The sequence below is a fragment of the Ruegeria sp. CDSC081 genome, from assembly GCF_059610485.1.
This window is the reverse complement of sequence record NZ_JBXWNS010000006.1, coordinates 323,505-349,891: the sequence shown is the minus strand read 5'-3', so window position 1 is coordinate 349,891 and position 26,387 is coordinate 323,505. Positions and strand designations below refer to the sequence as shown.

General features: G+C 56.9%; 25 protein-coding genes. 16 read left to right on the top strand and 9 right to left on the bottom strand.

What is annotated here, in order from left to right; translation table 11 throughout:
• Positions 1-2: 2 nt before the first annotated feature.
• Positions 3-944, bottom strand: a complete 942-nt coding sequence (gene trxB, locus AC2FH9_RS13710) for a thioredoxin-disulfide reductase (RefSeq protein ID WP_496871891.1) — start codon at positions 942-944, stop codon at positions 3-5.
• A gap of 225 nt (positions 945-1,169) precedes the next feature.
• Here trxB and AC2FH9_RS13705 point away from each other — a divergent pair, with 225 nt between their 5' ends.
• Positions 1,170-1,670 (top strand): Lrp/AsnC family transcriptional regulator, encoded by a 501-nt coding sequence (locus AC2FH9_RS13705; protein ID WP_142636556.1) that lies wholly within the window; start codon positions 1,170-1,172, stop codon positions 1,668-1,670.
• 116 nt (positions 1,671-1,786) lie between these two features.
• Here AC2FH9_RS13705 and AC2FH9_RS13700 read toward each other — a convergent pair whose 3' ends face one another.
• From AC2FH9_RS13700 to lgt, 4 genes are all read right to left on the bottom strand, one after another.
• Positions 1,787-2,569: a Hint domain-containing protein gene (locus AC2FH9_RS13700; protein ID WP_496871890.1), complete on the bottom strand. Its 783-nt coding sequence runs from the start codon at positions 2,567-2,569 to the stop codon at positions 1,787-1,789.
• A 726-nt stretch (positions 2,570-3,295) separates the two neighbouring features.
• Complete coding sequence (gene pgeF, locus AC2FH9_RS13695) at positions 3,296-4,054, bottom strand: peptidoglycan editing factor PgeF (RefSeq protein WP_496785718.1); 759 nt, start codon at positions 4,052-4,054, stop codon at positions 3,296-3,298.
• On the bottom strand, positions 4,051-5,118 hold the full coding sequence (locus AC2FH9_RS13690; protein WP_496871888.1) for a class I SAM-dependent methyltransferase: 1,068 nt from the start codon (positions 5,116-5,118) through the stop codon (positions 4,051-4,053). Before AC2FH9_RS13690 ends, pgeF begins: the two co-directional genes overlap by 4 nt.
• On the bottom strand, positions 5,118-5,999 hold the full coding sequence (gene lgt / locus AC2FH9_RS13685) for a prolipoprotein diacylglyceryl transferase (RefSeq protein ID WP_496750291.1): 882 nt from the start codon (positions 5,997-5,999) through the stop codon (positions 5,118-5,120). The genes AC2FH9_RS13690 and lgt overlap by 1 nt, the downstream gene beginning before the upstream one ends.
• Before the next feature lie 97 nt (positions 6,000-6,096).
• Between lgt and AC2FH9_RS13680 the strand changes: the two genes are divergently transcribed.
• From AC2FH9_RS13680 to AC2FH9_RS13660, 5 genes are all read left to right on the top strand, one after another.
• Positions 6,097-6,345: an accessory factor UbiK family protein gene (locus tag AC2FH9_RS13680; RefSeq protein ID WP_142636566.1), complete on the top strand. Its 249-nt coding sequence runs from the start codon at positions 6,097-6,099 to the stop codon at positions 6,343-6,345.
• 308 nt (positions 6,346-6,653) lie between these two features.
• Entirely contained in the window at positions 6,654-7,154 is a 501-nt protein-coding gene (locus AC2FH9_RS13675) for a type III secretion system chaperone family protein (RefSeq protein WP_496691006.1), read from the top strand.
• A gap of 36 nt (positions 7,155-7,190) precedes the next feature.
• Entirely contained in the window at positions 7,191-8,006 is an 816-nt protein-coding gene (gene proC, locus AC2FH9_RS13670) for a pyrroline-5-carboxylate reductase (RefSeq protein WP_496750290.1), read from the top strand.
• Positions 7,999-8,337, top strand: a complete 339-nt coding sequence (locus tag AC2FH9_RS13665) for a tRNA-binding protein (protein ID WP_496694714.1) — start codon at positions 7,999-8,001, stop codon at positions 8,335-8,337. The genes proC and AC2FH9_RS13665 overlap by 8 nt, the downstream gene beginning before the upstream one ends.
• Entirely contained in the window at positions 8,337-9,287 is a 951-nt protein-coding gene (locus tag AC2FH9_RS13660; RefSeq protein ID WP_496750289.1) for a 2-hydroxyacid dehydrogenase, read from the top strand. The genes AC2FH9_RS13665 and AC2FH9_RS13660 overlap by 1 nt, the downstream gene beginning before the upstream one ends.
• Here AC2FH9_RS13660 and AC2FH9_RS13655 read toward each other — a convergent pair.
• Entirely contained in the window at positions 9,284-9,862 is a 579-nt protein-coding gene (locus tag AC2FH9_RS13655) for a thymidine kinase (RefSeq protein ID WP_142636576.1), read from the bottom strand. The two genes, AC2FH9_RS13660 and AC2FH9_RS13655, sit on opposite strands and share 4 nt — an antisense overlap.
• 353 nt (positions 9,863-10,215) lie before the next feature.
• Here AC2FH9_RS13655 and AC2FH9_RS13650 point away from each other — a divergent pair, with 353 nt between their 5' ends.
• Positions 10,216-10,677 carry a hypothetical protein gene (locus AC2FH9_RS13650; RefSeq protein ID WP_496871925.1) on the top strand — a complete coding sequence of 154 codons (462 nt, stop codon included), beginning with the start codon at positions 10,216-10,218 and terminating at the stop codon, positions 10,675-10,677.
• A gap of 220 nt (positions 10,678-10,897) precedes the next feature.
• Here AC2FH9_RS13650 and AC2FH9_RS13645 read toward each other — a convergent pair whose 3' ends face one another.
• The gene (locus tag AC2FH9_RS13645; RefSeq protein ID WP_142636578.1) at positions 10,898-12,022 is read right to left on the bottom strand and encodes a beta-ketoacyl-ACP synthase III; all 1,125 of its coding nucleotides are present in this window, start codon (positions 12,020-12,022) and stop codon (positions 10,898-10,900) included.
• Between the two features lie 166 nt (positions 12,023-12,188).
• Here AC2FH9_RS13645 and AC2FH9_RS13640 point away from each other — a divergent pair, with 166 nt between their 5' ends.
• From AC2FH9_RS13640 to AC2FH9_RS13630, 3 genes are read left to right on the top strand one after another with little or no spacing between them, the layout of a single operon-like run.
• Positions 12,189-12,656 (top strand): MarR family winged helix-turn-helix transcriptional regulator, encoded by a 468-nt coding sequence (locus AC2FH9_RS13640; protein ID WP_185956678.1) that lies wholly within the window; start codon positions 12,189-12,191, stop codon positions 12,654-12,656.
• Entirely contained in the window at positions 12,653-13,690 is a 1,038-nt protein-coding gene (locus AC2FH9_RS13635; RefSeq protein WP_271949243.1) for an efflux RND transporter periplasmic adaptor subunit, read from the top strand. Before AC2FH9_RS13640 ends, AC2FH9_RS13635 begins: the two co-directional genes overlap by 4 nt.
• 11 nt (positions 13,691-13,701) lie before the next feature.
• The gene (locus AC2FH9_RS13630; protein ID WP_496871885.1) at positions 13,702-16,752 is read left to right on the top strand and encodes an efflux RND transporter permease subunit; all 3,051 of its coding nucleotides are present in this window, start codon (positions 13,702-13,704) and stop codon (positions 16,750-16,752) included.
• A gap of 60 nt (positions 16,753-16,812) precedes the next feature.
• Here the strand turns inward: AC2FH9_RS13630 and carB are convergent, their stop codons facing one another.
• A complete protein-coding gene (gene carB, locus AC2FH9_RS13625; RefSeq protein ID WP_496871883.1) occupies positions 16,813-20,214 on the bottom strand; it encodes a carbamoyl-phosphate synthase large subunit in 3,402 nt (1,133 codons plus the stop codon).
• A 177-nt stretch (positions 20,215-20,391) separates the two neighbouring features.
• Between carB and AC2FH9_RS13620 the strand changes: the two genes are divergently transcribed.
• The 4 genes from AC2FH9_RS13620 (at position 20,392) to aspS (ending at position 24,644) form a co-directional block, all read left to right on the top strand.
• The gene (locus AC2FH9_RS13620; protein WP_142636586.1) at positions 20,392-21,519 is read left to right on the top strand and encodes an aminodeoxychorismate synthase component I; all 1,128 of its coding nucleotides are present in this window, start codon (positions 20,392-20,394) and stop codon (positions 21,517-21,519) included.
• Complete coding sequence (locus AC2FH9_RS13615; RefSeq protein ID WP_496750282.1) at positions 21,474-22,121, top strand: aminotransferase class IV family protein; 648 nt, start codon at positions 21,474-21,476, stop codon at positions 22,119-22,121. The genes AC2FH9_RS13620 and AC2FH9_RS13615 overlap by 46 nt, the downstream gene beginning before the upstream one ends.
• A complete protein-coding gene (locus AC2FH9_RS13610) occupies positions 22,118-22,789 on the top strand; it encodes a CPBP family intramembrane glutamic endopeptidase (protein WP_496871880.1) in 672 nt (223 codons plus the stop codon). Before AC2FH9_RS13615 ends, AC2FH9_RS13610 begins: the two co-directional genes overlap by 4 nt.
• Before the next feature lie 79 nt (positions 22,790-22,868).
• The gene (gene aspS / locus AC2FH9_RS13605; RefSeq protein WP_496693875.1) at positions 22,869-24,644 is read left to right on the top strand and encodes an aspartate--tRNA ligase; all 1,776 of its coding nucleotides are present in this window, start codon (positions 22,869-22,871) and stop codon (positions 24,642-24,644) included.
• A gap of 194 nt (positions 24,645-24,838) precedes the next feature.
• Here the strand turns inward: aspS and AC2FH9_RS13600 are convergent, their stop codons facing one another.
• Positions 24,839-25,555, bottom strand: coding sequence for a response regulator (locus AC2FH9_RS13600; RefSeq protein WP_496693874.1), 717 nt, complete (start codon positions 25,553-25,555; stop codon positions 24,839-24,841).
• A 134-nt stretch (positions 25,556-25,689) separates the two neighbouring features.
• Here AC2FH9_RS13600 and mce point away from each other — a divergent pair, with 134 nt between their 5' ends.
• Together mce and AC2FH9_RS13590 are read left to right on the top strand one after the other, a co-directional pair.
• The gene (mce, locus tag AC2FH9_RS13595) at positions 25,690-26,094 is read left to right on the top strand and encodes a methylmalonyl-CoA epimerase (RefSeq protein ID WP_496871877.1); all 405 of its coding nucleotides are present in this window, start codon (positions 25,690-25,692) and stop codon (positions 26,092-26,094) included.
• 17 nt (positions 26,095-26,111) lie between these two features.
• Positions 26,112-26,387 carry a DUF1467 family protein gene (locus AC2FH9_RS13590; RefSeq protein WP_142636598.1) on the top strand — a complete coding sequence of 92 codons (276 nt, stop codon included), beginning with the start codon at positions 26,112-26,114 and terminating at the stop codon, positions 26,385-26,387.

Genomic DNA, 26,387 nt, shown 5'->3' with positions numbered 1-26,387 from the left:
GATTAATCCTGCTCGGCCAGGAACCGTTCAGCATCCAGCGCGGCCATACAGCCCATCCCGGCGCTGGTAACGGCTTGACGGTAGATGTGATCTGTCAGGTCTCCGGCAGCAAAGACACCTGGAATGGAGGTTTCTGTGGAGCCCGGTTTGGTGATCACATAGCCGCCCATATGGGTTTCCAGCGAGTCCTTGACCAGCTCATTCGCGGGTGCGTGGCCGATGGCGATGAAAACACCTTTACAGGGGATTTCGCGAATCTCACCGGTTTTCACATTCTTGACGCGCACGCCTTCGACACCCAAAGGCGCGTCGGTTCCGGTGACCTCGTCCAGTTCGTGGAACCACAGGGGCTCGATCTTGTTGTTCTTCATCAGCCGATCCTGCAGGATCTTTTCGGCGCGCAATTCATCGCGGCGATGGATCAAGGTGACCTTGCTGGCAAAGTTGGTCAGAAACAGCGCCTCTTCCACGGCGGTATTGCCGCCGCCGATTACAACGATCTCCTGCCCGCGATAGAAGAACCCGTCGCATGTGGCGCAGGCGGAAACGCCAAAGCCTTTGAACTTCTCTTCCGAGGGCAATCCCAGCCATTTTGCCCGCGCGCCAGTGGCCAGAATGACCGCATCGGCAGTGTAGATGGTGCCGCTGTCGCCTTTGGCGGTGAATGGGCGTTTCGAGACATCCAGATCGCTGATGATGTCGCCGATGATCTCGCACCCCATCGCGGCGGCATGTTCCTGCATCTTGATCATCAGATCAGGACCCTGAACCTCGGTAAAACCGGGATAGTTCTCGACCTCGGTGGTGGTCGTCAGCTGTCCGCCCGGCTCGATGCCCTGAACCAGGATCGGTTCCAGCATCGCACGGCTGGCATATACGCCCGCAGTATAACCGGCAGGTCCTGATCCGATTATCAGAACCCTGGTGTGTTTTGTTTCGGCCATGATACCCCCGACTCGATCTGCCTGATACGGGCCTGCGGCCCCTTGGCGAATGGATATAGCGACCCCCTTGAGGCGCTTAAAGCCCCTTCGTGCCGTATCGGAGAATCCGTTTCACAACTCGCGCTAGAAAAATACCTGGAAAACCAAAGAATATTGCGCAAACGCGAAACATTATTGCGCATCCCTTGGGTGCTGATATAACAACCGAAAATTCAGGAGCTTTTTATGGTCGCGACACGGCTGGACGAGATTGACCGCAAGATTCTGGCAGAATTGCAGGCAGACGGTCGCATGACCAATGTAGAGCTCGCGAAACGTGTGGGAATTTCCGCGCCTCCGTGCCTGCGGCGCGTGCGCACATTGGAGGACTCGGGCCTTATCCGCGGATATCATGCGGAAGTGAATGCGCGTGAGCTGGGTTTTGAGGTTCAGGTCTTTGCAAGCGTCGGATTGGAAAGCCAAGCCGAAGCCGAACTCAGCGCATTCGAGGAACGCTGCCGCGAGTGGCCACTTGTCCGTGAATGCCACATGCTGAACGGCGAAGTGGATTTTATTCTGAAATGCGTCGCTCCTGATCTCAGCAGCTTTCAGCAGTTTTTGACAGGCGAGTTGCTGACCACGCCAAATGTGGCCAGCGTTAAAACCTCACTTGTGATACGCGGCGCTAAGGACGAGCCCGGTGTACCGTTTGACGTCCTGGAAGAACGAATGAACCGGACGGCGTAAAGCGCATCCTTTTGTGACGGCTGGTGCACGGCGGCAAAATCGCCGTGACAACCAGAAACAACACCCAACTAATTAAAATCTGCATAAAGCCCCCACTTTGCAGTACTGGTTAAAACTCAGGCAGTGATTGCGTCCACCTCTCCATCTCCGGCACGCGGTAACTGCAGCGGGCCAAAGTCATTCAGCGATTCGACATGCTCGAACAAGTTCAAATAGATTGAGCGAAGCGAATGGCTGATCATCCGAACCGCATTTACGCCTGGATGATATGATTCAAACTGTAATCCGTCTACCTTGATAACCGAATGGCGTTTCAGACAGATGTGAAACAATTCGATTGGGGTAGGCGGTAGCATCTCGATGACACCCATCCCGTCTTGGAACTCGTGCGCGGGCGTCAAAACAGGAGATCCGCCATACAAGTGCCGCAGATGTGCTGGGGTGCCCAACAGGCGCGCAGCCGGACCGACAGTCACGCCTGACATCGGTTTTTGCATTCCGAAGGTATCCGCCATGATGCGTGTCAGCGGGCGCGTGCGACCACGCGAGTCTTCGCGCCCGGGGATCAAAGTCACCGAGCCCTTCCAGACCACGGATTCCGAAGTTCCATTCTGGGTCAAAACCGTATCGCCAGGCAAAAGATCTTCGATCGCTATCGGCCCGTTTTCGGTTTCGACAAGCGAACCCCGCGTAAAGGCACAAAACGCATCCTCGAACATGGGCAGCGCTGGCGCGATGTGGCGGGTTTGGGATACCTCGCCATTGCTCAACAATGAACTGACCTCATAGCGCCGCAGCTGCGCTTTTTGTTTTGTTGTATTTCTTGGAATCTCGCGCAGCATTGTCGACGTATCGACGGCGTTTCTGGCGGCGCGGGCCAAAGAATGTGGAATAGTCATACTAATTCCGTCCCCTCAAACATCCGCTCAGGAAGGCTGAACCCCCGTACAGGCCCGCCTGATCGGTTTTCTTTGTCTTGAATGCTATGGCGACTTCGAGACGTCGGCTGTAACGGCCGCGCAGTGCGATGGAATTTCGCAAACTCTTGGTCAACACATTGACCCCCCAGACAAACTCACAACTCGCAGACGAAAATTGTCTACGCACACAAACTCCTAAACACATTCACAGAAAGCGTCTGTGAAGCGCCACACACCGGATCGGAGCACCCCCGCTGTGTGTCTTGACCCTCAAAGCCGGCAGAATGGCTTTGGTAGGCCTGTCTAATCAGCGTCGCGAAGCCAAACGGCGCGCCACACTGGCAGAACGACTGGAAACCCGTTTCCACGGCATCTCCAGTTTTTGCTCTCTGGACGCTTTTAGAACAGCGCTGAGAAAGCGGGATCTTTGTTTCATCCTGTTGTCCTACTCGTTCAAGGCTTAGTGCCTAACGACCCAATCTGGGCCTAACGTGTCGCCATATTGAGGCGGCCATAAGGCTGACGCGGGTTGAATCTGGGACAAAAGAAAGTTGGTTGTTTCCTTTTCTTAATCTAGCCGCGCTCACATTCAGAAATATGCAGATAACCATCTGAGAGAGGGCAATAAAACCTAATTTTGGCGACTCATATAGACACAACAAATGTGGCGAAAAAGCGGCGATTTCGCCACAATCAGGGCACGCGTCACAGTTTGATGGCGGAAATCAGGCGGCCGTAGTCGGCTTCTTTTGTATGAACCGATCGGCGGTACGAATAGAATCTGTTCGGGTCCGAATAGGTGCAATGACGAATCCACTCTGCATGCCCGACACCAGCCTGACGTAACCGGTGCAGCCCATAGGACGGGAGGTCAAATTGCATCCGATCACCCGTTCCATTTGCGAAGAATCGCAGGTTTTCTGATGATTCAGCGGCAAAGTCTTCTAGGAACTCGGGCCCGACCTCATACGCAGTTTGAGAGATTGTGGGCCCTATGACGGCCACTGTATTCTCGCGCCGTGCTCCCAGCGCCTCCATGGAGTCCAACGTGGCCTCAAGCACACCGTCCAGCGCGCCGCGCCAACCCGCATGTGCAGCTCCTATCACTTTTGCGTGGGTGTCGGCAAAAAGAACAGGTTGGCAATCCGCCGTGAGGATGGTCAGCGCCAGCCCGGGATAGGCCGTAACCAACGCGTCTGCTTTAGGCTTTTCCCCGTCGATTGGACCATCAACAGTTATGACCGTCGGTGAATGCACCTGATGCACCCCGATAAGGGATCCGGGATCGACCTCCATCGCATCCGCTACGCGGTTACGGTTTATCGCGACAGCCTCGGTCTGGTCAGATGATCCATGACCGCAGTTGAGCCCTGCAAAGATCCCGGATGAGGCCCCGCCACGGCGGCAGAAAAAACCATGGCGTACGGATGACAAGAGATCCGAAGTCAGAATTTCCAGCGTCATGATTCCAGTCCCGGTGGCAATGCGGCATAAGATGGGTACAGGCCCAGTACTTTGAACAGGTTTCCCATTTCCTCTGGGTGCGTCAACCGGCGATGTGCGGCTATCAACGCCTCAAGCTTGGACCCGCTGAGTGGTTTCGCCAATGCTTGCGCCCGCGCAGTGATGCCCAGCCGTTCCAGAAAAACGCCTTGGGGTGTCAGGCGCGAATGGGCGCAGCCCGCAGCTCGCGCTGCGCTCGCCAGAGGTTCGAAGTCCACATGGGCGGTCAGATCAGCTTGTCCGGGGCTGGAAAGAGGGTCTATCGGCTTGTGGGCATGCAGCGCTTGAAACGTATCCCCAAGCGAATGCCAGTCGCCATAATCCAGGATCAGTCCGGCCCCGCCGTGTGTCGCGATCCGTCCGGCGATCACAGTGATGATCGGTATGGCCGAAGGGCAAAGCTCGACCAGATCCCCATCCTGCGTGTCCTCAAGCCGGTTCTTCAAAGCGATCTGTGGCGACCGCGGCCCCTGGCCAAAAGCCAGTGATTCGTCCTTCATCCCGATCAAACGTTCCCGCCAATCGCTGCCATCACGGATGAATTGGCGAATGGGCAGAGCGTCAAAGAACTCGTTTGCCACCAGCAAAAGCGGGGAATCGGGTAGATCGGTGACCGATGTAATCCAGCGTGGAGCATAGGCATCCAGCGTCTTTGCCTGAATGGCGCGCAGGGTTGGTGAGGCCTCAAGCAGCACAATATCTGCCGCCGCGTGAAAGCCATCCACGCCCTGTGTCGCACGCAGCATGTCAGCCATCAGCGTTCCGCGCCCGGGACCCAGCTCCGCTAGCGTGAAACGGTCCGGACGCCCCTGGTCAATCCAGCATTGCGCAAGGCTGAGCCCGATTAGTTCGCCAAACATCTGGCTGATTTCCGGGGCGGTGATGAAATCGCCCTGCGGGCCAAGGGGGTCGCGGGTGGTGTAATATCCCAGTGTCGGGTGCAGCAGGCATTCGGTCATATAGTCGGCTACACTCATCGGGCCGTCTTGTGCGATACGAGCCTGTAAGAGGTTGGCGAGGGTCATCACTTGGCCTTAGCGCGTGATGCCAGCCAAAGGCCAAAGGCAATCATTGGCAAAGACAGTAACTGGCCCATGGTCAGGCCGTAGCCGCCCATTTGCCAGGCAAGTCCAAGCGGATTTCCGGCCGAAACAAACTGTGCATCGGGTTGCCGGAAAAACTCGACAATGAAACGCGATGCGCCATAGCCCGCCATAAACACGCCTGTGACCAGACCGGGCCGTAGGAAAGCGCGGCGCCGATAGACCAGCCACAACAGCAGGACGCCCAGCAGCAACCCTTCGAGTGCGGCTTCGTAAAGCTGAGAGGGGTGGCGGGCGCAAAGACCAATAACCTCCGGGCAGTTTTGGGCGGCGGCACCGGGGAATACAAAGGCCCAGGGCAGGTCGCTGGGCCTTCCCCACAGTTCGGCGTTGATGAAATTCGCGACACGACCCAATAACAGCCCAGGCGGCACGGTATGCGCGATCAGATCAGCAAGCGGCAAAATCGAAATTTGGTGACGTCTTGCATAGATATATGAGGCCACGACGACGCCTAGCAATCCACCGTGGAAGGCCATGCCGCCCTGCCAGACCATCAGAATTTCGATCGGGTTCGAAAGGTAATAGGCTGGTTGATAAAACAGCACGAACCCAAGTCGCCCGCCCAGAATCACGCCCAGGATGATCCAGGTGATCAAATCCTCAAGCTGGGCGGGTTGCATAGGTGGCGCCTTGTCGGGCCACAGGGCGGGGCGCTTTAGGGCGATCACCCCGAGACGCCATGCAATCACAATCCCGGCGATATAGGCGAGGGCGTACCATCTAAGTGCGAACTCCACCCCGAACAGCGAGATCGAGAAAAGTTCGGGCGACAGATCGGGGAAATTCAGAACAGCCTGCATGTGCGTCTCATTGCCCGGGCTTTGAGGGTTAAGTCAACCTTGAGCCTGCGCCAATCATTCCCCATATAGAGACCAACCGCCAAATCGGAGGATAACCATGCAAACCCGCAACAAGATTCTGGATGATGTTTCCCAACTCATGACCAACGCCATGGGTGTTGCCCAAGGCGCAAAGGACGAGGCGGAGAACGCCATGAAGTCGATGATCGACCGTTGGCTGGCTGATCGCGATTTCGTCACACGCGAAGAATTCGACGCTGTCCGTGCCATGGCTCAGAAAGCGCGCGAGGAAAACACAGCGCTCGAGGCGCGCATTGCAGCGTTGGAAGCCAAGCTGGGCGAATAATCCCCCGCGAAATTTTTGAAAAAAGACAAACGCCGCGCAATCCGGTTCTGGGTTGTGCGGTGTTGTGCATCATGCCGTCTTGCGGGAATTAATCAAGACAAAGCTGCATCTGATGCCAATATTTTGATCCCCGTTGCCAGCTATCCACAACTTATTGCTGTTATCCCCAAAAATGGGGGTTGTCAGGCCACCACCCACAGCGCACCATATTTAGTACAGGCCTATGGGGGAAGCCCGGCTTGTAGAGCAGGCAACTAGCGCTGGGGCGCTGCCAGCCCCGAAATGCTAGAAATTAGTGAGGTGGCATTATGGCCCTTTCCGAGCAGTTTCTTGACGAAGACCTTCATCCGATCGACATTGTTGAACATCTTGCCGAACATCACGATTGGGACTTTGATCGGATCGGGGATGATCAGATCGCAATGGCTGTCGAAGGACAGTGGCGCACCTACTCGATTACGCTGGCCTGGTCGAATTATGACGAAACGCTGCGTATGGTGTGCTCGTTCGAGATGGAGCCACCTGAGGCGCGCGAGACCGAGCTTTATGAACTTCTGAACAAGATGAACGATCAGTGCTGGGCCGGGGCCTTCACATACTGGGCCAATCAGAAGCTGATGGTTTACCGGTACGGTCTGGTTCTTGCGGGTGGTCAGATGGCCAGCCCGGAACAGATTGATACGATGATCACTGCAGCGGTCCTGAGCGCCGAGCGTTATTATCCCGCGATCCAACTGGTCACATGGGGCAACCGCACCCCGGAAGACGCGATGCAAGTCGCCATTGCAGAGGCCTACGGCCGCGCGTAAAGCTTTGCCCCGAGCCAAATAAGCGGAGGGGCAATCATGGACATGTCACGCGTCGCCGAACAGGGGCTGGTGCTTTTGGGATGCGGCAAGATGGGATCGGCCATGCTTGCCGGGTGGTTAGAGCATGGCCTTCCTGCCTCGTCAGTCTGGGTGATTGACCCTTTCCCGTCGGATTGGCTGAAATCGTCGGGCGTCAACATCAATACCCCGCTACCCGAGGCGCCTGCAGTTGTGCTGGTCGCGGTAAAGCCGCAGATGATGGGCGATGCGCTGCCCGCAATTACAGCCTTGGGCGGCGGGCGCAGCCTGTTCGTGTCGGTCGCGGCGGGCACCTCAATCTCCACATTCGAAGAGGTGTTGGGCCAGAAAACACCAATCGTGCGTGCCATGCCGAACACCCCGGCGGCGATCCGACAGGGAATCACGGCGTTGATTGGAAATTCTGCTGTTTCGGATGCGGATCTGGCCCTAGCCGAAAACCTGCTATCTGCGGTCGGTGAGACGGTCAGATTGCAGGATGAGGCGCAGATTGATGCCGTTACCGGGCTGAGCGGATCCGGCCCTGCCTATGTATTCCACCTTATTGAAACGCTCGCTGCCGCGGGTCAGGCTCAGGGCCTGCCACATGATCTGGCGATGAAGCTGGCCAAGTCCACGGTCGCCGGGGCAGGGGCCTTGGCCATGGCGTCTGACGAGGACCCATCGCAACTGCGCGTCAATGTCACTTCGCCTAATGGAACCACGCAGGCCGCGCTTGAGGTCCTGATGCACGACGAATTCGGTTTTCCCGACCTGCTGCACCGCGCTGTTAAAGCCGCAACCGATCGGTCCAAGGAGCTGTCTCGTGAGTGAAATTACATTCGACGATTTTCTTAAGGTCGACATTCGCGTCGGCGAGGTTATCCGCGCCGAGCCCTTCCCCGAAGCGCGCAAGCCAGCGATCAAGATGTGGATCGATTTTGGACGAGACATCGGCGAGCGGAAAACCTCGGCCCAGATCACCGCGCATTATGATCCCGCCTCATTGGTGGGCAAGCAGGTGATGGCGGTGGTAAATTTCCCTCCGCGCCAGATCGGCAAGTTCATGTCCGAAGTGCTTGTTTTGGGATTGCCCGATGAGACTGGTGAGATCGTCCTGATCGGGCCGGATGGCAAGGTTCCAACCGGTGGGCGGATGCACTGATGCGTGTGTTCATTGCCCGACCGATGACCGCCTCTGTCGCAGCACGTGCACGCGCAGAGTTCGACGCAGAGATGCGCAGTGAAACCTTGCCGATGTCACCCAAGGAAATGGGGCATGCGCTGTCCGAATGCGATGTCGTGGTGCCGACCTTGGGCGACCTGTTTTCTGCTCAGATCTTTGCCGAGGTGCCGAAACCGCGATGCAAGCTGCTGGCGAATTTTGGGGTTGGGTACAATCACATTGATGTGGACGCGGCCCGTAACGCCGGAATTGCCGTGACCAACACGCCGGGCGCTGTCACAGATGCGACTGCCGATATCGCCATGACATTGCTGCTGTCCACGGCCCGCCGCGCCGGAGAAGGCGAACGGCTGGTACGTTCAAACCTTTGGCAGGGCTGGCACCCGACACAGATGTTGGGCCATCACGTGACCGGCAAACGGGTCGGCATTGTGGGCATGGGGCGCATTGGGCAAGCCATCGCGCGACGTTGCCACTATGGGTTTGGTATGCACGTCGCCTATCAATCGCGCAGTCCAAAGGAGTTAGAGTTTCCGGCGGATTATGTCCCAGACCTCAAAGCTTTGGCTGCCGATGTCGATTTCCTGATCCTGGCTGTGCCGGGCGGTGCCGAAACCCGGCATCTGATCAATGCGCAGGTGCTGCAGGCGATGAACGCTGCTGCCATCCTGATCAATATTTCTCGGGGAGAGGTATTGGATGAATCGGCCCTGATTTCGGCGTTGCAAGAAAAGCAAATCGCGGGTGCGGGTCTGGATGTCTACGAATTCGAACCCGCAGTGCCGCAAGCTCTGATAGATTTGCAGAACGTTACCCTGCTGCCCCACCTGGGTACCGCGACTGAGGAGGTCCGCAGCGCTATGGGGCACATGGCGCTAGATAATGTTGGGGCCTTTGTTCAGGGGCGCCCGCTGCCAAATCCGGTTTAGGTGCCCACGGCCTCGCGCCAATGCCTGCGGCACAGCGAGACATAGGTTTCGTTGCCACCAATTTGAACCTGAGCACCCTGGGTGATGGGATTTCCATTCTCGTCCTGACGAATCACCATTGTTGCCTTGCGGCCGCATTCGCAGATCGTGCGAACCTCGCGCATCTCATCCGCCAGCGCCAGCAAGGCGGCCGATCCGGGAAACAGCCGACCCTGAAAATCGACCCGCAACCCATAGGCCAGCACCGGCACGTTCAGGTCATCTACGGCGCGGGCCAGTTGCCAGACCTGATCTTCGGTCAGGAACTGGGCTTCGTCGATAAAGACACATGCAATTTTGCCTTGCGCCAGACGGGCTTCGATCATGGCGAAAACATCATCATCGGTGTCAAAAGTATCAGCCTCGGATGATATCCCAATCCGCGAGGCAATTTTCCCAGCACCGGCGCGCCCATCCAATGCGGCCGTCATCAGGTAAGTATCCATGCCGCGCTCGCGATAATTATGCGAGGCTTGCAGCAACACGGTCGATTTGCCCGCGTTCATAGTCGAGTAGTTGAAGTAAAGTTTTGCCATGGCTCGGGTCTAATTCGCCAGCCCCGCCTGGGCAAGCCATCTCATGTGGCGAAATGAGCGACGCCGCCGTTGTCCAGTTAGGGGATGAGCTCACGCTCTTTGGGGATGGAGCCCCTGCACTCACAACAGCGACGCCTTCGGCCTATAAGCGGCCTAAACGAAGCGGGGCTAATATGTGCCCCGCTATCACTCGCTACCGGCATTATTGCCGCCACTCACTCACAAAACCCTCGCATATCTGAGGGATAGCCAACATATCGCATTTCAATTATGACTCAGGTATGGGAAATTTCATTTCCCTTTCCCCCGCAATGGCAGATGTAGTGGGGAAGGCAGGTAGCAAAGGTAAAAACATGGCAGATATCGGGGCCTATCTCAAAAAGCACACCGAAGCGTTGGTCAAGGACGTTGGAATTGAGTCCGCGTGCGAGGTCACGGGTAAATCCAAAGCCACGCTTGGCCGATATTATTCAGATAACGCAGAGCATGCTGATCGGTTCATGCCGGTTGATGCAGTTGCACGCCTTGAAGCGGTGGCCAACTTTCCGCATGTGACGTCGGCTTTGGCCGACCTCAAGAACATTACGCTGTCATATGATGGCCGCAACACGGACGCTCCTCGCACCGGAGGTGTTAATTCGGATGTCATCGCGTTGAGCCAACGCTTTGCCATGCTTATGACCGAATACCAGTCTGCTATCGAAGACGGTATCATCACGGTGAACGAGGCCAAACGCCTGTTGAAGGAAACCAGCCTGCTGCAGCATGTTCTGATCGAGATGAAGCTGCACCTGGAAGAAGAAAGCGTGAGCTGAGGCAAGGGAAGTTGCATGTCTTGATCCAGTTTGGTGTGCGTACCGATACTCATGACATGCTAGGTCAAACTTGACCCGATCTGAACGCTCGCATGCTGGGGCTTTTGCCGCTTGCCGCCGGACGGGGTGATGCCAGTGCTGAAACAAGGATCAAACAACCAAGCCGGGTCGAATGAGCCCGGCTTTTTTGTACGAATTTGTAGTTGCGCGGAATGTTGTCTTAACCGTGCCGTTTCACGATTACCGAACCCACGGAATACCCTGCTCCGAAGGAACAGATAAGGCCGATCTCGCCATCGGTGAAATCGTCCGAGTATTTCGAAAATGCGATGATCGACCCAGCCGAGGACGTGTTCGCATAGTCTTGCAGGATGTTTGGCTGCTCTCCGGGGGCGGGTTCGCGGCCCATGACTTTTTTACCGATGAAATCATTCATCGTTTTATTCGCCTGATGCAGCCAAAGACGTTTGAGATCGGCGTTGCTGATCCCTTCGGCGTCCATGTGATCGGCAATGTGTTTGCTGACCATTGGAAGAACCTCTTTGAACACTTTACGGCCGTTTTGCATGAACTGCATGTCGCGGCGGTCGGTCAATCCCTCTGGCCGAGTGCGACGCAGGAAGCCATTATTGTTTCGGATGTTGTTGGAAAAATCCGTGGCGCAGCTGGTCGACAAAATCTCGAAATGCGGTCCGGTCGCATCCTCGATCCGTTCGATCACGGTGGCCGTTGCCACATCACCAAAAATAAAGTGGCAATCTCGGTCACGCCATTCCAGGTGGCCCGTGCAAATCTCGGGGTTTACCACAAGCGCACATTTCACCGAACCGGACCTGACCATATCCGCCGCCGCCTGAATGCCGAACGTGGCCGAAGAACAGGCAACGTTCATGTCGAATCCGAACCCTTTGCATCCCAGCGCCTGCTGGATCTCGATCGCGATTGCAGGATAAGCCCGTTCATGGTTCGAAGCCGCGCAGATTACCAGATCAACATCGTCCCCGTTGCGCCCAGCCTGTGCCAGCGCTTTCTTGCAGGCGTCAACGGCCATTTCGGTCATGATGCCAGGTTCATCGTCAGAGCGCTGACGAAACAGCGGGTGCATCACGTCGGGATCCAGAACGCCCGCTTTGTCCATCACATAGCGGTTCTCGATTCCGGAGGCCTTCAGAATGAACTCTTCAGACGAATGCTGCATCGGCTCAACGTCACCAGCGGCAATCGCCTCTGCGTTCTGGGTGTTCATCCTGTCGGCATATGCATTGAAGGCCGAAACGAGCTCGGCATTCGTAATGACATTATCTGGCGTGAAAACACCCGAGCCGGTGATTGCTGGCGTATACATGTTGGGTCCTGGATTTCTGGATTCACCTAAAATGCCGTTATGATTGGTATTGTTCAAGAGAGATTGACCCGAGGGAATGTTAAGCTTGGTTGGAAATTGAGCTTCAGTTCTTGAATAGTTCGTTTTTCGAAGTATATACGCGTCAAATTCTGCAAGGAATCATCCCATGGCCCATGATCATAACACTCTGTTGCATCGCTTAAGCCCCGAGATGCAGGCGATGATGGGTGTGTATGCGCTCTATTGGAAGCTCGAGGAGAGCTTCGATGCCATCGAAATAGAACTGAGCCATCAGGAATGCCATATGGTGATCAAATTGGATCAGCCCAGGCGCATGGGCGTTTTAGCGGCTGACATGCTGTCAGTTCCTTCGACAATCACGTCGACCGCCGATGCCTTGGAAAAAGCGGGCTATCTGAGACGCGAACGCGATCCAGAGGATCGCCGTGCATGGCTTTTGGTTTTGACCGAAAAAGGCACAGAAACACGCCAGATGCTTGTAGCCCAAGCAGGCGCCCTGTTTCAGCGCGCGTCCGGACTGAACAAGGATGAAACCGCAGAATTCGCAAGACTGGCCCGGAAGATCCGGGAAAACATACTGAAAACTGGAATTCCCGAGGGACTGAAGAAATGAAACTGATCTCTGCTTTGGGCGTGGCCCTGATCTTTCTCTCCAGCTCAATCATGGCTGAAGAAGCTGCCAAGCCGGTAAAGCTGATGGTGGTAAAGGAAACCACGCCTGGGTTCACACGTCAGTTCTTTGGTCGCGTCGCTGCGCGGCAAACGGTTGATCTGGCCTTTCAGGTGGCTGGACAGATTGTTGAAATGCCAGTGGCTGAAGGATTTGTCATCCCCAAGGGTGAGCTGATCGCCGAGCTGGATCGTGAGCCGTTCCAGCGCCGCTATGATCGTGCCGTTCTGCAAAAAGATCAGGCGGATCGGACACTGGCCCGCCTGTCTCGGCTGCGGGGAACTGCGGCCAGCCAAGTGGCTGTGGACGACTCTGAGACTGCGGCGCAACTGGCTGATATCGCTGTGCGTGACGCGCTTTACGACCTGGAACAGGCGACATTGACGGCACCGTTTAACGCGCTGGTGTCCAGCCGGGCGGTCGAGGCCTTTACCACTGTTTCCGCAGGTACCCCGATCGTGCGTATCCATGATATGTCCGAACTTCGGATTGAGGTCGACGTACCCGAAATTTTGTTTCAACGGTCGGGCCAGCAGGATGACATCACCATCACCGCGAAATTTCCGGTGAGCGACGAAGTCTTCCCGCTTCAGATCCGCGAATTCGATGCTGAATCTTCAAGCGTCGGTCAAACCTTCCGCATCCAATTTGGCCTGACACCGCCTGAAGGGCTGCAAATTCTGCCTGGTTCGTCGGCTACTGTGACCGTTCGGGTCAAGGACCAGAAACGGGGAATCTTTGTTCCGCCTACAGCCATTGTGGCCGATGTCGAAGGGGCGCTGGGCGTAATGGTGTTTTCTCCGACTGGGGCTGACCAAGGGACACTGCGCCGCGTCCCCGTTACCATCGAGCCCACGGAAACCGGTGATGTCAACGTACTGGACGGCCTAAGTGACGGGGAAGAAATCGTTGTCGCCGGCGGCGACGTTTTGATTGACGGTCAGGTGGTGCGCCGCTTTACCGGTCTTGCCAACTAAGGGGCGGATTGATGAACATCGCACGCGCATCCATTGATCGCCCTATCTATACATGGCTGGTCATCCTGATCGCCTTGTTCGGCGGTATCTGGGGATTTCTGTCGCTTGGCCGTCTGGAAGATCCAGCCTTCACAATCAAAAACGCCGTCATCGCTACCCAATATCCGGGGGCAACGGCTGAACAAGTGGCGCTGGAGGTTTCAGAGCCACTGGAATCCGCCATCCAGCAGATGGGCGAGGTCAAGACAATCACATCAATGAACCAGCCCGGTTTTTCGCTGATCGAGGTCGAGATTAACTCAGCCTATGATGGGACCGAGCTGCCGGAGATCTGGACCAAATTGCGCGCCAAGGTCCGTGACGCCTCACGGGAGCTGCCATCCGGGGTGGGTGATCCGCTGGTCAATGACGGGTTTGGCGATGTGTTTGGCTTGTTTTATGCGGTCACGGCCGAGGGCTTCTCGGACGCTGAAAAACATGAGCTTTCCACATTTCTTCGGCGCGAACTACTGACGGTTGACGGTGTCGCGGATGTCGAGGTGATGGGCCTGCCGCAAGAGGCGATCTTTATCGAACCCGACCTGTCTATTTCGGTGAACCAAAACGTGCCTCTGCAGGCGCTTACCGACGCGATTACAAATGCGGACTCGGTAAACTCGTCGGGGTCATTGCGATCAGAAGATGGCCGGACCGCGATATTAACCGCCGAAGGATCCGATACGGTTTCCGCCATTGCTGGCCTTTCTGTTGGATCGCAGGGCCAGGTTATCAACCTGTTCGATATGTCGAATGTACATCGTGGTCGCCTAACCGATCCTAATGTCATCATCCGGTTCAACGGGACCGAAGCTTTCACTCTGGGTATCGCTGGGCTTTCGACTGATAATATCGTTGAGGTCGGCAAGCGTGCTGACGCGAAATTTGCCGAGTTGGACTCACAAATCCCGTTTGGCGTCGAAATCCTGCCGATCTACCAACAGCACGTGGTGGTCGAGCAGGCCTCGAATGACTTTCTGGTAAATCTCGCCATGTCCGTGACCATTGTGGTTATCGTACTCGCGGTGTTCATGGGATGGCGCGCGGCGGTTGTTGTCGGCTCAACCCTGTTGTTGACCGTGGTGGGAACGCTGCTGTTCATGTCGATGTTCTCAATCGAGATGGAGAGGATCTCGTTGGGTGCGCTGATTATCGCGATGGGTATGTTGGTGGATAACGCCATCGTTGTGGCTGAGGGCATGCAGATCGCGATGCTGCGCGGGAAAAACTCGCGCGATGCCGCGGATGAAGCTGCTTCCAAGACGCAAATCCCGTTGTTGGGCGCAACCGTCATCGGGATCATGGCCTTTGCAGGGATCGGTCTCAGCCCCGATGCGACGGGCGAGTTCCTGTTCTCTCTGTTTGCGGTGATCGGTATTTCACTGCTGCTGAGCTGGGTGCTGGCTCTGACGGTGACACCAATGCTGGGCCACTATTTCTTCAAGCAGGGTGAGGCAGGCGCTGTGGATGCCTATGGCGGGATCATGTTCCGTGTTTATGGCGCGATCCTAAACTGGGCGCTGCGGTTCCGTTGGATGGTGATTGCAATGCTGGTGGGCATTACCGTGGTCTGTTTCGCAGGATTTGGTTTGGTCAAACAACAGTTCTTTCCAGACTCGAATACACCGCTGTTTTTCGTGCATTACAACCTGCCGCAGGGCACACCCATTGCGCGCACCGCCGAGGATATGGCTGTTTTCGAAAACTGGCTGGCGGATCGGGACGATGTGGTATCTGTCACGACATTTGTTGGGCAAGGAGCAACTCGTTTTTTGTTGACCTACTCTTCGGAAAAACCGAACCCCAGCTACGGTCACATGATCATCCGGACGGAAACATTGGATGACATTCCGGCTTTGCGGGCGGATCTCGAGGCGTTTGGCTCGGCGCAGTTCCCCGAAGGCAAGTTCCGCACCAAGCGGCTGGTCTTTGGTCCTGGGGGTGGTGATCCAATTCAAGCCCGTTTCTCGGGAAGCGATCCGGCGGTGCTTCGGCAACTTGCGAATGAGGCTGTGCAGACGATGCGCGCGGCTTCGCCCAATGCGCTGAACGTCTATCACGACTGGCGCGAACAAGGGCTGGCTGTCCAGCCAATTTATGCGACCGAACGGGCGCAGACCGCAGGGGTGTCGCGCGAAGATATCGCGGCGACTCTGCAATTCTCGACCGATGGGATCACCGGTGGTGTGTTCCGCGAGCGCGACCGCCTGATTCCGATCATCTTGCGCCGCCCGGTGGACGGGGATTATTCGATCGTGGATCAGGTTGTATTCTCGGACCAGTCGCAGAAATTCGTACCGATCGAGCAGATGGTCGACAGGTTCGAATATAAGGCACTCAATACGCTGGTTCACCGCCGGGATCGTGTGCTGACCATTACGGTAGGGGCCGACATCCCGCCGGATTTGACAGCTGCGCAGGTTCATTCCGAAGTCCGCACAGCTATCGAAAGCATGGAGCTGCCAGCGGGCTATCGACTGGAATGGGGTGGAGAGTTCGAGAATGCTGGCGATGCAAATAAAAGCCTGGGTCGTCAGTTGCCGTTGAGCCTGTTGATCATGGTTCTGATTTCGGTGCTGATATTCAACGCCATTCGTCAGCCGATCATTATCTGGCTGTTGGTACCGATGTCGGTAAACGGAGTGGTGATCGGTCTGCTGGGCACGGGTCTGCCGTTCACATTTACGGCGCTACTGGGACTGCTTAGCCTATCGGGGATGCTGATCAAGAATGGTATCGTTTTGGTCGAAGAGATCGACTTGGTACGTGCAACCGGTCAGGGGCTGCGTGAATCGATCATAGAGGCTTCGGTCTCGCGTTTGCGCCCGGTGATGCTGGCCGCAATCACGACGATTTTGGGTATGGCTCCGTTGTTGACGGATGCGTTCTTCAGGTCGATGGCGGTGACCATCATGGGAGGTCTGGCCTTTGCCACGGTCCTTACCATGGTGGCGGCCCCCGTGTTCTACATGGTGTTCTTCCTGCCGGAGGAACGGCGCAAGAAACCACCGCAGCCGGTTGTTTAAATGAAAAACCCCCGGTCATGGACCGGGGGTTTTGCTCTATTCTGGTGTAGTGGGAGAAGGTCAGCCTTGCAGGGACCTGACCTCGACATCCCCTTCGGCCTGCGCCTTTATCGCCAACGCGGCAGCGTGGCTGGCGGCGGCGGTGGTGAAATATGGGATCTTGTCATAGAGCGCGATGGACCGGATGGCCTTGCTGTCCTCGACCGCCTGTGCACCTTCGGTGGTATTCATCACCAGCTGTACCTGACCATCTTTAAGCATGTCAGCCACGTCGGGGCGACCTTCGTAGACCTTGTTGACCAGATCACAGGCAATACCGTGCTCGGCCAGCCAGCTTTGCGTTCCGCGGGTGGCGACAAGGGCAAAGCCCTGCGCGGCCAGAACCTGTGCGGCCTCAAGCATGGCAGGCGTCTTGTCGGCATCCTTGATCGAAATAAACGCACGTCCCGAGGATGGCAGCACCATTCCCGCACCCATCTGTGCTTTGAGGAAGGCGCGGGGGAAGTCGCGGTCCCAGCCCATGACTTCTCCGGTCGAGCGCATCTCAGGCCCCAGAATAGTGTCGACGCCGGGGAACCGGGCGAAGGGCAGCACCGCCTCTTTCACCGAGAACCACGGCATATCCGGGTCTGCCAGTGTCATCTGGTCGGCGATCTTGGTGTCGTCCACGGTCTTGTAAGCCGGGCGCAACGGGAAATCCGCCAGCTTCTCGCCCGCCATCACACGCGCGGCGATGGAGGCAATGGCGCTGTCCGTGGCTTTGGCCACAAATGGCACGGTGCGTGAGGCGCGCGGGTTGACTTCGATCAGGTAGATATCGTCATCCTTGATCGCAAATTGTACATTCATCAGGCCGACAACGTTCAACGCCTTGGCCAGCTTGAAGGTCTGATCCTTGATCCGGCTAATCACCTCTTTCGACAGCGAGTAGGGCGGCAGCGAACAGGCGCTATCCCCCGAATGCACGCCAGCCTCTTCGATATGCTGCATGATGCCTGCGACATGTACGTCCGTGCCGTCGCACAGGGCGTCGACATCCAGTTCAACCGCGCCCGCCAAATAGCTGTCCAGCAGCACGGGGCTGTCGCCCGAGACCACCACGGCCTCGTTGATATAGCGCCGCAGCTGGTCCATATCGCGCACGATTTCCATCGCGCGGCCACCCAGTACATAGGACGGGCGGATCACCAGCGGAAAGCCGATATCCTCGGCGATTTTCAGCGCCTGCTCGTCGGTCGATGCGATGCCGTTATTGGGCTGTTTCAGGCCCAGATCGTTGACTAGCGCCTGAAACCTTTCGCGGTCTTCGGCGAGGTCGATGGCGTCGGGTGTAGTGCCGAGGATCGGAATGCCTTCTTCTTCCAGCGCGTTGGCCAGTTTCAGCGGGGTTTGACCACCGAACTGAACGATAACACCGTGCAGCGTTCCGTTTTCCTGTTCTTTCGTCAGGATTTCCATCACGTGTTCAAAAGTTAGTGGTTCGAAATACAACCGGTCCGAAGTGTCATAGTCGGTCGAAACCGTTTCGGGGTTACAGTTGATCATGATGGTCTCATAGCCCGCATCGGTCAGTGCGAAGCAGGCGTGACAACAGCAATAATCGAATTCGATCCCCTGACCGATCCGGTTGGGGCCGCCGCCCAGGATAACAACTTTCTTGCGGTCACTCGGGCGCGCCTCGCACTCAACATCACCCATCATAGGGGCTTCGTAGGTCGAGTACATATAGGGCGTCTGCGCCTCAAACTCGGCAGCGCAAGTGTCGATGCGCTTGAATACTGCGTTAACACCCAGATTGCGGCGGGCGCGGCGTACATTGCCTTCGTCACGGCCTGTCAGGTTGCCCAACCGCGCATCGGTGAAACCCAGCATTTTCAGCTTACGGATGCCGTCCTCGGTGACGGGCAGGCCGTCGCGGCGAACTTCTTCCTCGGCCTCGATGATTTCGCGGATGCGAGCCAGGAACCAAGGGTCGAATTTGGTGACGGCGAAAATCTCGTCGTCAGTCAGGCCGTGACGTATGGCCTGAGCAATTGTACGCAAACGATCCGGCGTTTGCTGGCTAATGGCTTTTACAATTGCAGCTTTGTTGTCTTTCAGCCACGCGAGATAAGCATCTTTATGTTCCCAAATCTCATCGTAGCGCATGTAGTGCGACGGTGTTGGGTTTGGGGTTAGACCGGGGATTTCTACTTCATCAAAGCCAGTCAGGCCGGATTCCATCGAGGCCAGCGCCTTTTGCATCGATTCGTGGATCGTGCGGCCAATGGACATGGCCTCACCCACCGATTTCATCGCCGTGGTCAGGTAAGGTTCAGAGCCGGGGAACTTTTCGAACGCAAATTTCGGAATTTTTGTCACGACATAGTCGATGGTCGGCTCGAAGGAGGCGGGCGTGACCTTGGTGATGTCATTGTCCAGCTCGTCCAGCGTATAGCCAACAGCCAGTTTGGCCGCGATCTTCGCAATCGGGAACCCGGTCGCCTTGGACGCCAGCGCGGACGAACGCGACACGCGGGGGTTCATCTCGATCACGACCATTCGGCCGTCTTCGGGGTTGATCGCCCATTGTACGTTCGAACCGCCAGTCTCGACCCCAATCTCGCGCAGAACGGCGATGGAGCCGTTGCGCATGATCTGGTATTCTTTGTCGGTCAGTGTCAGGGCAGGGGCCACGGTGATAGAGTCGCCGGTATGCACACCCATCGGATCGATATTCTCAATGGAACAGACGATGATGGCGTTGTCGGCCGTGTCGCGTACCACCTCCATCTCATACTCTTTCCAACCCAGCAGGCTCTCATCGACGAGGATTTGGTTTACCGGCGAGGCATCCATGCCAGAGCGGCAGAAGTGAATATAATCCTCGCGGTTATAAGCCACACCGCCGCCGGTGCCGCCCATGGTAAAGGCGGGGCGAATGATGGCAGGCAGGCCGATGTCTTCCAGATCGCCCAAGGCAATCTGGACGCCAGCATCAAGATCGGTGGAGCCGTCGTCGCGCTTGGGGGCGGTAACGATGGTGGCCTTGGGGTTTTCGATGCCCAGCCGATCCATCGCTTCGCGGAATAGTTTGCGGTCTTCGGCCATTTCGATGGCGTCGCGGGTCGCACCGATCATCTCGACACCGAACTCGTCCAGTACGCCCATCTCTTCCAGTGCAAGTGAGGTGTTCAGTCCGGTCTGCCCACCCATTGTGGGCAACAAGGCGTCGGGGCGTTCTTTCTCGATGATCTTGGCGACAACTTCGGGCGTGATCGGCTCGATATAAGTGGCATCGGCCAGACCGGGATCGGTCATGATTGTAGCCGGGTTTGAGTTTACCAGAATGACCCGGTATCCTTCTTCGCGCAGGGCTTTACAGGCCTGTGCGCCTGAATAGTCGAATTCGCAGGCCTGACCGATGACAATGGGGCCCGCCCCGATGATCATGATCGACTGGATGTCGGTTCTTCTCGGCATAGCCTGTTTCCTTCGGTTAACTGCGAGTCAGGGCACCGCCCGCGTGCCCAAATTGTTCTGCGTTATAGGGACCGCGCCAAAAGGTTCAAGAGGTATCGGAAACAGGGGCGAAATTGCCGCTTTCCCCTCTTTCCCTTACCGCCGTATTGTCTATACCGCGCAGCACGACAAATGAGGATGCACGTGCGTATTCGTTTTGATCAGGGGCCGGCCGGATCGGGAACTTATTTCGAACGGCCAGACCGGGTGATCCGCGCAGACAAAGCGGAAGACGTGCCACAGGCTTTGGCGGCGCTGGATGAGGCACGCGCGGATGGGGCCTGGCTGGCCGGTTATGCAAGCTATGAGCTTGGATATGCGTTGGAACCCCGCCTGTTGGACCGGATGCCTACTGACCGCCGCCTGCCACTGCTGTGTTTCGGTGCCTATGATGCGCCAGGCCAGTGCGATCTGCCCGCACCCCTAGGCGGTGTTGCCGAATTCACACCGCGCTGGGACGAGGCAAGATATGCAAGCGCCTTTCAGCTGGTCCACGATGCGATCGGGGCAGGGGATATCTATCAGGCCAACCTGACGTTCCCCATTGACCTGACATTGCAAGGGGATAGCGCCGCGCTTTATGCGGCGTTGGCTGTGGGCCAGCCGGTCGGTCACGGAGCGCTGGTTCAGCAGGATGATTTGCCCGATTTGCTCAGCCGCTCGCCAGAGTTGTTCTTTCGCACCGGTGCAGATCGGACGATCGAAACCCGCCCGATGAAGGGCACACAACCCCGCAGCGAAGACATGGCCGAGGACGCGCGCCGCCGCGATTTCTTGTCGAGAGACGAGAAGAACCGCGCTGAAAACCTCATGATCGTTGACCTTCTGCGCAATGACATCAGCCGGGTTGCGCTGCCGGGGTCCGTGAAGGTACCCGAGCTATTCAAGGTCGAAACATATGCAACCGTGCATCAGATGATCTCGCTGGTGCAGGCACAGCTGCATCTTGGGGCAGAACTTTCCGATATCCTAAACGCGTTGTTTCCCTGCGGCTCGATCACAGGCGCGCCCAAAATTCGCGCGATGGAGATTTTGACCGATCTCGAACCCTGGCCACGCGATATCTATTGTGGTGCTATCGGTTGGGCCGCGCCAGACGGGCGATCCGAGTTCAACGTGGCTATTCGTACGCTGATGGTCGAGGGCAACAAGGCCACGCTGAATGTGGGTGGGGGTGTTGTCTGGGACAGCACAGCCCCATCCGAATATGAGGAAGCGCTATGGAAGGCACGTTTCGCCCACCAGCTGACCCTGACTTCCGTCTGATCGAAACACTGGCATACCGGTCAGAGAGCGGGTTTGTGCGTGTTGGAAAACACTTGGCCCGGATGGAGCGTTCGGCACGGGCATTGGGGCTTCCTTTCGATGCAGGGCGCGCGATTGCAACGCTCGACCAAGTTGCGGGTTCAACCTCGTTGCGCTGTCGATTGACGATGGACATCAGTGGCGGGTTTGGCGTGACAACTGGTGCACTGGCGGATAACCCATCCGTCTGGCGGGTCGCAGTTTCCAATACGAGGCTTGCTGCCTCTGATATCTGGTTGCAGCACAAGACGACGCAGCGCGATGTTTATGACCGGGCCCGGGCGGCACTGTCCGAGGGCGTAGATGAGTGGCTGTTTCTGAATGAGCGTGACGAAGTGTGCGAGGGCACCATCACTAACATCTTTCTGGACATGCCCGATGGTCGTTGCCTGACGCCGCCCTTGTCCTCTGGCTTGCTTCCCGGGATCTTGCGCGAAGCCTTGCTGGAAAATAATAAAGTCAGCGAGGCGGTGCTGACCATGACCGACCTGCAAAGCGCGGAAAGGTTCTGGATGGGCAATTCCTTGCGAGGCCTGATCTGGGCAGAATTGGCGGTACTGTGAACAGGCAAACCGATTGGGCTGAAGCCGCAGCACCTTCCCGTTGGTTGCGACTGGAATTCGGTTTGTTCTTCATCGCCGCACCTGTGCTGATCGCCGTACTTTTCCCGCCCAACTGGATGTTTCCATCGCTGTTTACCTTTACGGCCATCGGGATCGTGTTGTTGCATTTCACGCACGGATTTGCCTGGGCGGAATTGCGATATAACTGGCGCAACTGGTCCTGGCCCGAAGTCGCCGGCTTTGCTGTGGGAATGACCCTGTTTTGTGTTGCGCTAGTACGACTGACCCGTCCCGAAGCTGCCTTTTTCCTGTTGCACAACCAACCCGAGCTGCTGGCGATGATTTGGGTGTTTTACCCATTCGTTTCCGCCCTGCCGCAAGAGCTGCTGTTCCGGTCGCTGTTCTTTCGTCGTTACCACGCGATCCTGCCCAATGGACGCACAGCTTATCTGCTGAATGCATCGCTCTTCTCGCTTGCGCATTTGATGTATTGGAGCTGGATCGTAGCTCTGATGACATTTGCCGGAGGGTTGCTGTTCACCTGGGCCTATCGCAAACGCGGATCGTTTTTCTATGCGGTTCTGCTGCATGCCATCGCGGGGAACATCATCTTTGCAGTGGGTCTGGGCATCTATTTCTACTCAGGCAACGTGCAAAGGCCGTTTTGACGGTGCGACTTGCCTTGACTTTCCCAGTCTGACGCGGTGTATCGGCCCGACCAATTCTGCGCCCGAAGGGATATGATCCATGCACGCCTATCGCAGCCACACCTGCGCCGCTCTGACCGCCGCCAATGTCGGTGAAACCGTTCGCCTGTCTGGCTGGGTGCATCGGGTCCGAGATCACGGCGGCGTTCTATTCATCGACCTTCGCGATCATTTCGGCGTCACACAGGTTTTGTGCGACGGCGACAGCGCGGCATTCGCCGAACTGGAAAAAGTCCGCTCGGAATGGTGTATCCGTATCGATGGCACAGTCAAAGCGCGCGCCGCTGATCTGGTGAACGCGAAATTGCCCACGGGCGAGATCGAAGTTTACGTGCGCGAGTTGGAAGTACTGGGCGCCGCTGACGAGCTGCCGCTGATGGTGTTCGGCGATCAGGAATACCCTGAGGAAACGCGCCTGCGCTATCGCTATCTGGACCTGCGCCGCGAAGTGATGCAGCAGAATATGACCTTGCGCTCGGACGTTGTTGCCTCGATGCGCCGCCGGATGTGGGATCAGGGCTTCCGCGAGTATCAGACGCCAATCATCACGGCGTCCTCGCCCGAAGGCGCGCGCGATTTCCTCGTTCCGTCACGTCTTCACCCGGGCAAGTTCTACGCGCTGCCGCAGGCCCCACAGCAGTTCAAACAGCTGATCATGGTGTCGGGCTTTGACAAGTATTTCCAGATCGCGCCCTGCTTCCGGGACGAAGACCCGCGCGCCGACCGCTCACCCACCGATTTCTACCAGCTTGACCTTGAGATGTCGTTTGTCGAGCAGCAGGACGTATTCGACACGATTCAGCCCGTTCTGACCGGCGTGTTCGAAGAGTTCGGCGGCGGCCGTAAAGTCGATCAGGACTGGCCGCAGATTTCCTACAAGGACGCGGCCTTGTGGTATGGCAGCGACAAGCCCGACCTGCGGAATCCTATTAAAATGCAAGTGGTCTCCGACCACTTCCGCGGGTCTGGGTTCGCGATTTTCGCGAAGCTGTTGGAGCAGGATGGCACCGAAATCCGCGCTATCCCTGCGCCGACGGGTGGCAGCCGCAAGTTCTGCGACCGCATGAACGCCTTTGCCCAGAAAGAGGGTCTGCCCGGTATGGGCTATATCTTCTGGCGCGATCAGGGCGAAGGGATGGAGGCCGCCGGTCCACTGGCCAAAAACATTGGCCCTGAACGGACCGAGGCAATCCGCCAGCAGTTGGGTCTGGGCGTCGGAGACGCTGCGTTCTTCCTTGGCGGCAAACCGAAAGCCTTTGAAAAGGTGGCCGGCAGGGCGCGCGATGTGATCGGTGATGAACTGAACCTGACTGAGAAAGACCGCTTTGCCTTTGCCTGGATCGTCGATTTCCCGATCTATGAGCAAGACGAAGAAACCGGTGCGATCGACTTTGAACACAACCCCTTCTCGATGCCGCAGGGCGGGATGGAGGCGCTGCAGGGTAATCCTCTGGACGTGCGCGGTTATCAATATGACCTGGCCTGTAACGGATACGAGCTGGTCTCGGGCGCGATCCGGAACCACAAGCCCGAGATCATGCTGAAGGCTTTTGAGCTGGCTGGCTATGGCGCGGATGAGGTGAAAACCCGCTTTGGCGCGCTGTTCAACGCCTTCCACTATGGCGCCCCGCCGCACGGTGGCTGTGCAGCTGGTATCGACCGGATCGTGATGCTTTTGGCCGATGAAGCCAATATCCGCGAAGTCATGATGTTCCCGATGAACCAGCGTGCCGAGGATCTGATGATGCAGGCACCGTCCGACCCGGCCTCGGACCAGCTGATGGAGTTGGGCCTGCGGATTATCCCTCAGGACTGATAGAAAACCCGCCACAGTCGCCTGTGGCGGTTTTTTCTGTTTTCAACCCATTCCCAATTCGCTGTTAGCGGGTTTACAGGAAATGGTCCTTTTTCCTCTCGCGGCTGTTCCGAATGTCACGCGCGCTGACGCGTGTCTGTCTGTATGCCCACAGACAAAGGAGCGATGCGGTAATTAGATATGCGGTTGTCACTTCAGATAGCCTCGCGCTGTTCCAGACGGGCCTGCACTATTCCCGCAACTTGGGCTGTCAGAGCGGTGATGGGCATACCTGCGGCGCGTGAGGCTGCCAACTGCTGGGCGGCTTCGGCCAGAACCGTATCTTCAGCATCACGGGCAACGCCGCGCAGGAATTGGGCCGCATAGTCCAGTGACCGATGGTCATTCGGTCCGGCCAGAACATCTGCGATATGTGCCATGTCGTCCTGATAGGCCATAGGATCGGGGCATATCACCTCATCCCGAACGGCGTGGAGCGTGCAGGGGCGGCGGTCTTCCGGTAGGCATTTCAGAATAGACGACTGGAAATAGGACAGTGAGTTAAGCGGTTTGGCAAGAAACCCGTCCGCACCAACCTCTGTCGCAAGGGTTTCTGAATTGTCGTCGCCTGACATGCCCAGAATCGCTCCGATCCGGGGCGTAGTCATGGCCAGTTCGGCAATCAGATCAGCGCCAGAGCCATCTGGCAGCCCCATATCCACCAAGATCACCGAAGGTCGATAGATCTGAAGATGGCGCCGGGCGGACTTCAGGCAATCGGCCCGCCTGATCCGCGCACCCGAATGCAAACACATTAACCGGATAGCGTCGCAGGCATAGCGGCTGTCCTCAACAACCAAAATGGTTTGTCCCAGCAGCGGCCGCGTGGCCGTTGGCTGTGCGGGTGCGGTGAAGGGGCTCGAATCGTCCATGGCAGAACTCCTATTCAGCAGATGCTTCAAGCTAGGAACTTCTGGCTAACACGGGGTTAACGGCAATTTGGCGCACTTGTCCTTTGCCTGATCTGTCCCCATAACCGCTGCAACGCAGAAGGTAGGAGAGTTCCATGATTGGCCGCTTAAACCACGTTGCCATTGCCGTCCCTGATCTTGTGGCGGCGTCTGAACAGTACCGCAGCGCTTTAGGTGCCAAGGTTGGCGCGCCGCAGGATGAACCTGATCACGGCGTTACTGTGGTGTTCATTGAATTGCCCAACACCAAGATCGAGTTGCTTTATCCTCTGGGCGATGACAGCCCGATCAACGGTTTTCTAGAGAAGAACCCCGCCGGCGGAATCCATCATGTCTGCTATGAGGTGGAGGATATCATTGCCGCGCGTGATCACCTGAAAGAAACCGGCGCCCGGGTGCTGGGTAGCGGTGAACCCAAGATCGGCGCGCACGGGAAACCGGTTCTTTTCCTGCATCCCAAAGATTTCAACGGCTGTCTGGTCGAGTTGGAACAAATATAAACACCGGAGGTGTACACATGACGATCACTGCAGGACTGGTTCTGTTTGCCGTCATCTGGTTCATGACGCTTTTGGTGATTCTGCCGATCCGCATCAAGACCCAGGGTGATTTGGGCGAGGTCGTTCCCGGCACCCATTCAGGGGCCCCGGAAGTGCATCACATGAAGAAAAAGCTATGGATCACCACCGGGGTGTCGGTCGTGCTCTGGGCTATCATTGCAGGGATCATTATTTCGGGCGTGATTTCGGTACGGGATTTCGATTGGCTAAATCAAATGGAACCGCGAAACTAA

What these genes read in the sequence shown, in the direction of transcription:
- trxB (WP_496871891.1), bottom strand. Translation starts at nt 944, where the DNA reads ATGGCCGAAACAAAACACACCAGGGTTCTGATAATCGGATCAGGACCT.
- AC2FH9_RS13705 (WP_142636556.1), top strand. Translation starts at nt 1,170, where the DNA reads ATGGTCGCGACACGGCTGGACGAGATTGACCGCAAGATTCTGGCAGAA.
- AC2FH9_RS13700 (WP_496871890.1), bottom strand. Translation starts at nt 2,569, where the DNA reads ATGACTATTCCACATTCTTTGGCCCGCGCCGCCAGAAACGCCGTCGAT.
- pgeF (WP_496785718.1), bottom strand. Translation starts at nt 4,054, where the DNA reads ATGACGCTGGAAATTCTGACTTCGGATCTCTTGTCATCCGTACGCCAT.
- AC2FH9_RS13690 (WP_496871888.1), bottom strand. Translation starts at nt 5,118, where the DNA reads ATGACCCTCGCCAACCTCTTACAGGCTCGTATCGCACAAGACGGCCCG.
- lgt (WP_496750291.1), bottom strand. Translation starts at nt 5,999, where the DNA reads ATGCAGGCTGTTCTGAATTTCCCCGATCTGTCGCCCGAACTTTTCTCG.
- AC2FH9_RS13680 (WP_142636566.1), top strand. Translation starts at nt 6,097, where the DNA reads ATGCAAACCCGCAACAAGATTCTGGATGATGTTTCCCAACTCATGACC.
- AC2FH9_RS13675 (WP_496691006.1), top strand. Translation starts at nt 6,654, where the DNA reads ATGGCCCTTTCCGAGCAGTTTCTTGACGAAGACCTTCATCCGATCGAC.
- proC (WP_496750290.1), top strand. Translation starts at nt 7,191, where the DNA reads ATGGACATGTCACGCGTCGCCGAACAGGGGCTGGTGCTTTTGGGATGC.
- AC2FH9_RS13660 (WP_496750289.1), top strand. Translation starts at nt 8,337, where the DNA reads ATGCGTGTGTTCATTGCCCGACCGATGACCGCCTCTGTCGCAGCACGT.
- AC2FH9_RS13655 (WP_142636576.1), bottom strand. Translation starts at nt 9,862, where the DNA reads ATGGCAAAACTTTACTTCAACTACTCGACTATGAACGCGGGCAAATCG.
- AC2FH9_RS13650 (WP_496871925.1), top strand. Translation starts at nt 10,216, where the DNA reads ATGGCAGATATCGGGGCCTATCTCAAAAAGCACACCGAAGCGTTGGTC.
- AC2FH9_RS13645 (WP_142636578.1), bottom strand. Translation starts at nt 12,022, where the DNA reads ATGTATACGCCAGCAATCACCGGCTCGGGTGTTTTCACGCCAGATAAT.
- AC2FH9_RS13640 (WP_185956678.1), top strand. Translation starts at nt 12,189, where the DNA reads ATGGCCCATGATCATAACACTCTGTTGCATCGCTTAAGCCCCGAGATG.
- AC2FH9_RS13635 (WP_271949243.1), top strand. Translation starts at nt 12,653, where the DNA reads ATGAAACTGATCTCTGCTTTGGGCGTGGCCCTGATCTTTCTCTCCAGC.
- AC2FH9_RS13630 (WP_496871885.1), top strand. Translation starts at nt 13,702, where the DNA reads ATGAACATCGCACGCGCATCCATTGATCGCCCTATCTATACATGGCTG.
- carB (WP_496871883.1), bottom strand. Translation starts at nt 20,214, where the DNA reads ATGCCGAGAAGAACCGACATCCAGTCGATCATGATCATCGGGGCGGGC.
- AC2FH9_RS13620 (WP_142636586.1), top strand. Translation starts at nt 20,392, where the DNA reads ATGCACGTGCGTATTCGTTTTGATCAGGGGCCGGCCGGATCGGGAACT.
- AC2FH9_RS13615 (WP_496750282.1), top strand. Translation starts at nt 21,474, where the DNA reads ATGGAAGGCACGTTTCGCCCACCAGCTGACCCTGACTTCCGTCTGATC.
- aspS (WP_496693875.1), top strand. Translation starts at nt 22,869, where the DNA reads ATGCACGCCTATCGCAGCCACACCTGCGCCGCTCTGACCGCCGCCAAT.
- AC2FH9_RS13600 (WP_496693874.1), bottom strand. Translation starts at nt 25,555, where the DNA reads ATGGACGATTCGAGCCCCTTCACCGCACCCGCACAGCCAACGGCCACG.
- mce (WP_496871877.1), top strand. Translation starts at nt 25,690, where the DNA reads ATGATTGGCCGCTTAAACCACGTTGCCATTGCCGTCCCTGATCTTGTG.
- AC2FH9_RS13590 (WP_142636598.1), top strand. Translation starts at nt 26,112, where the DNA reads ATGACGATCACTGCAGGACTGGTTCTGTTTGCCGTCATCTGGTTCATG.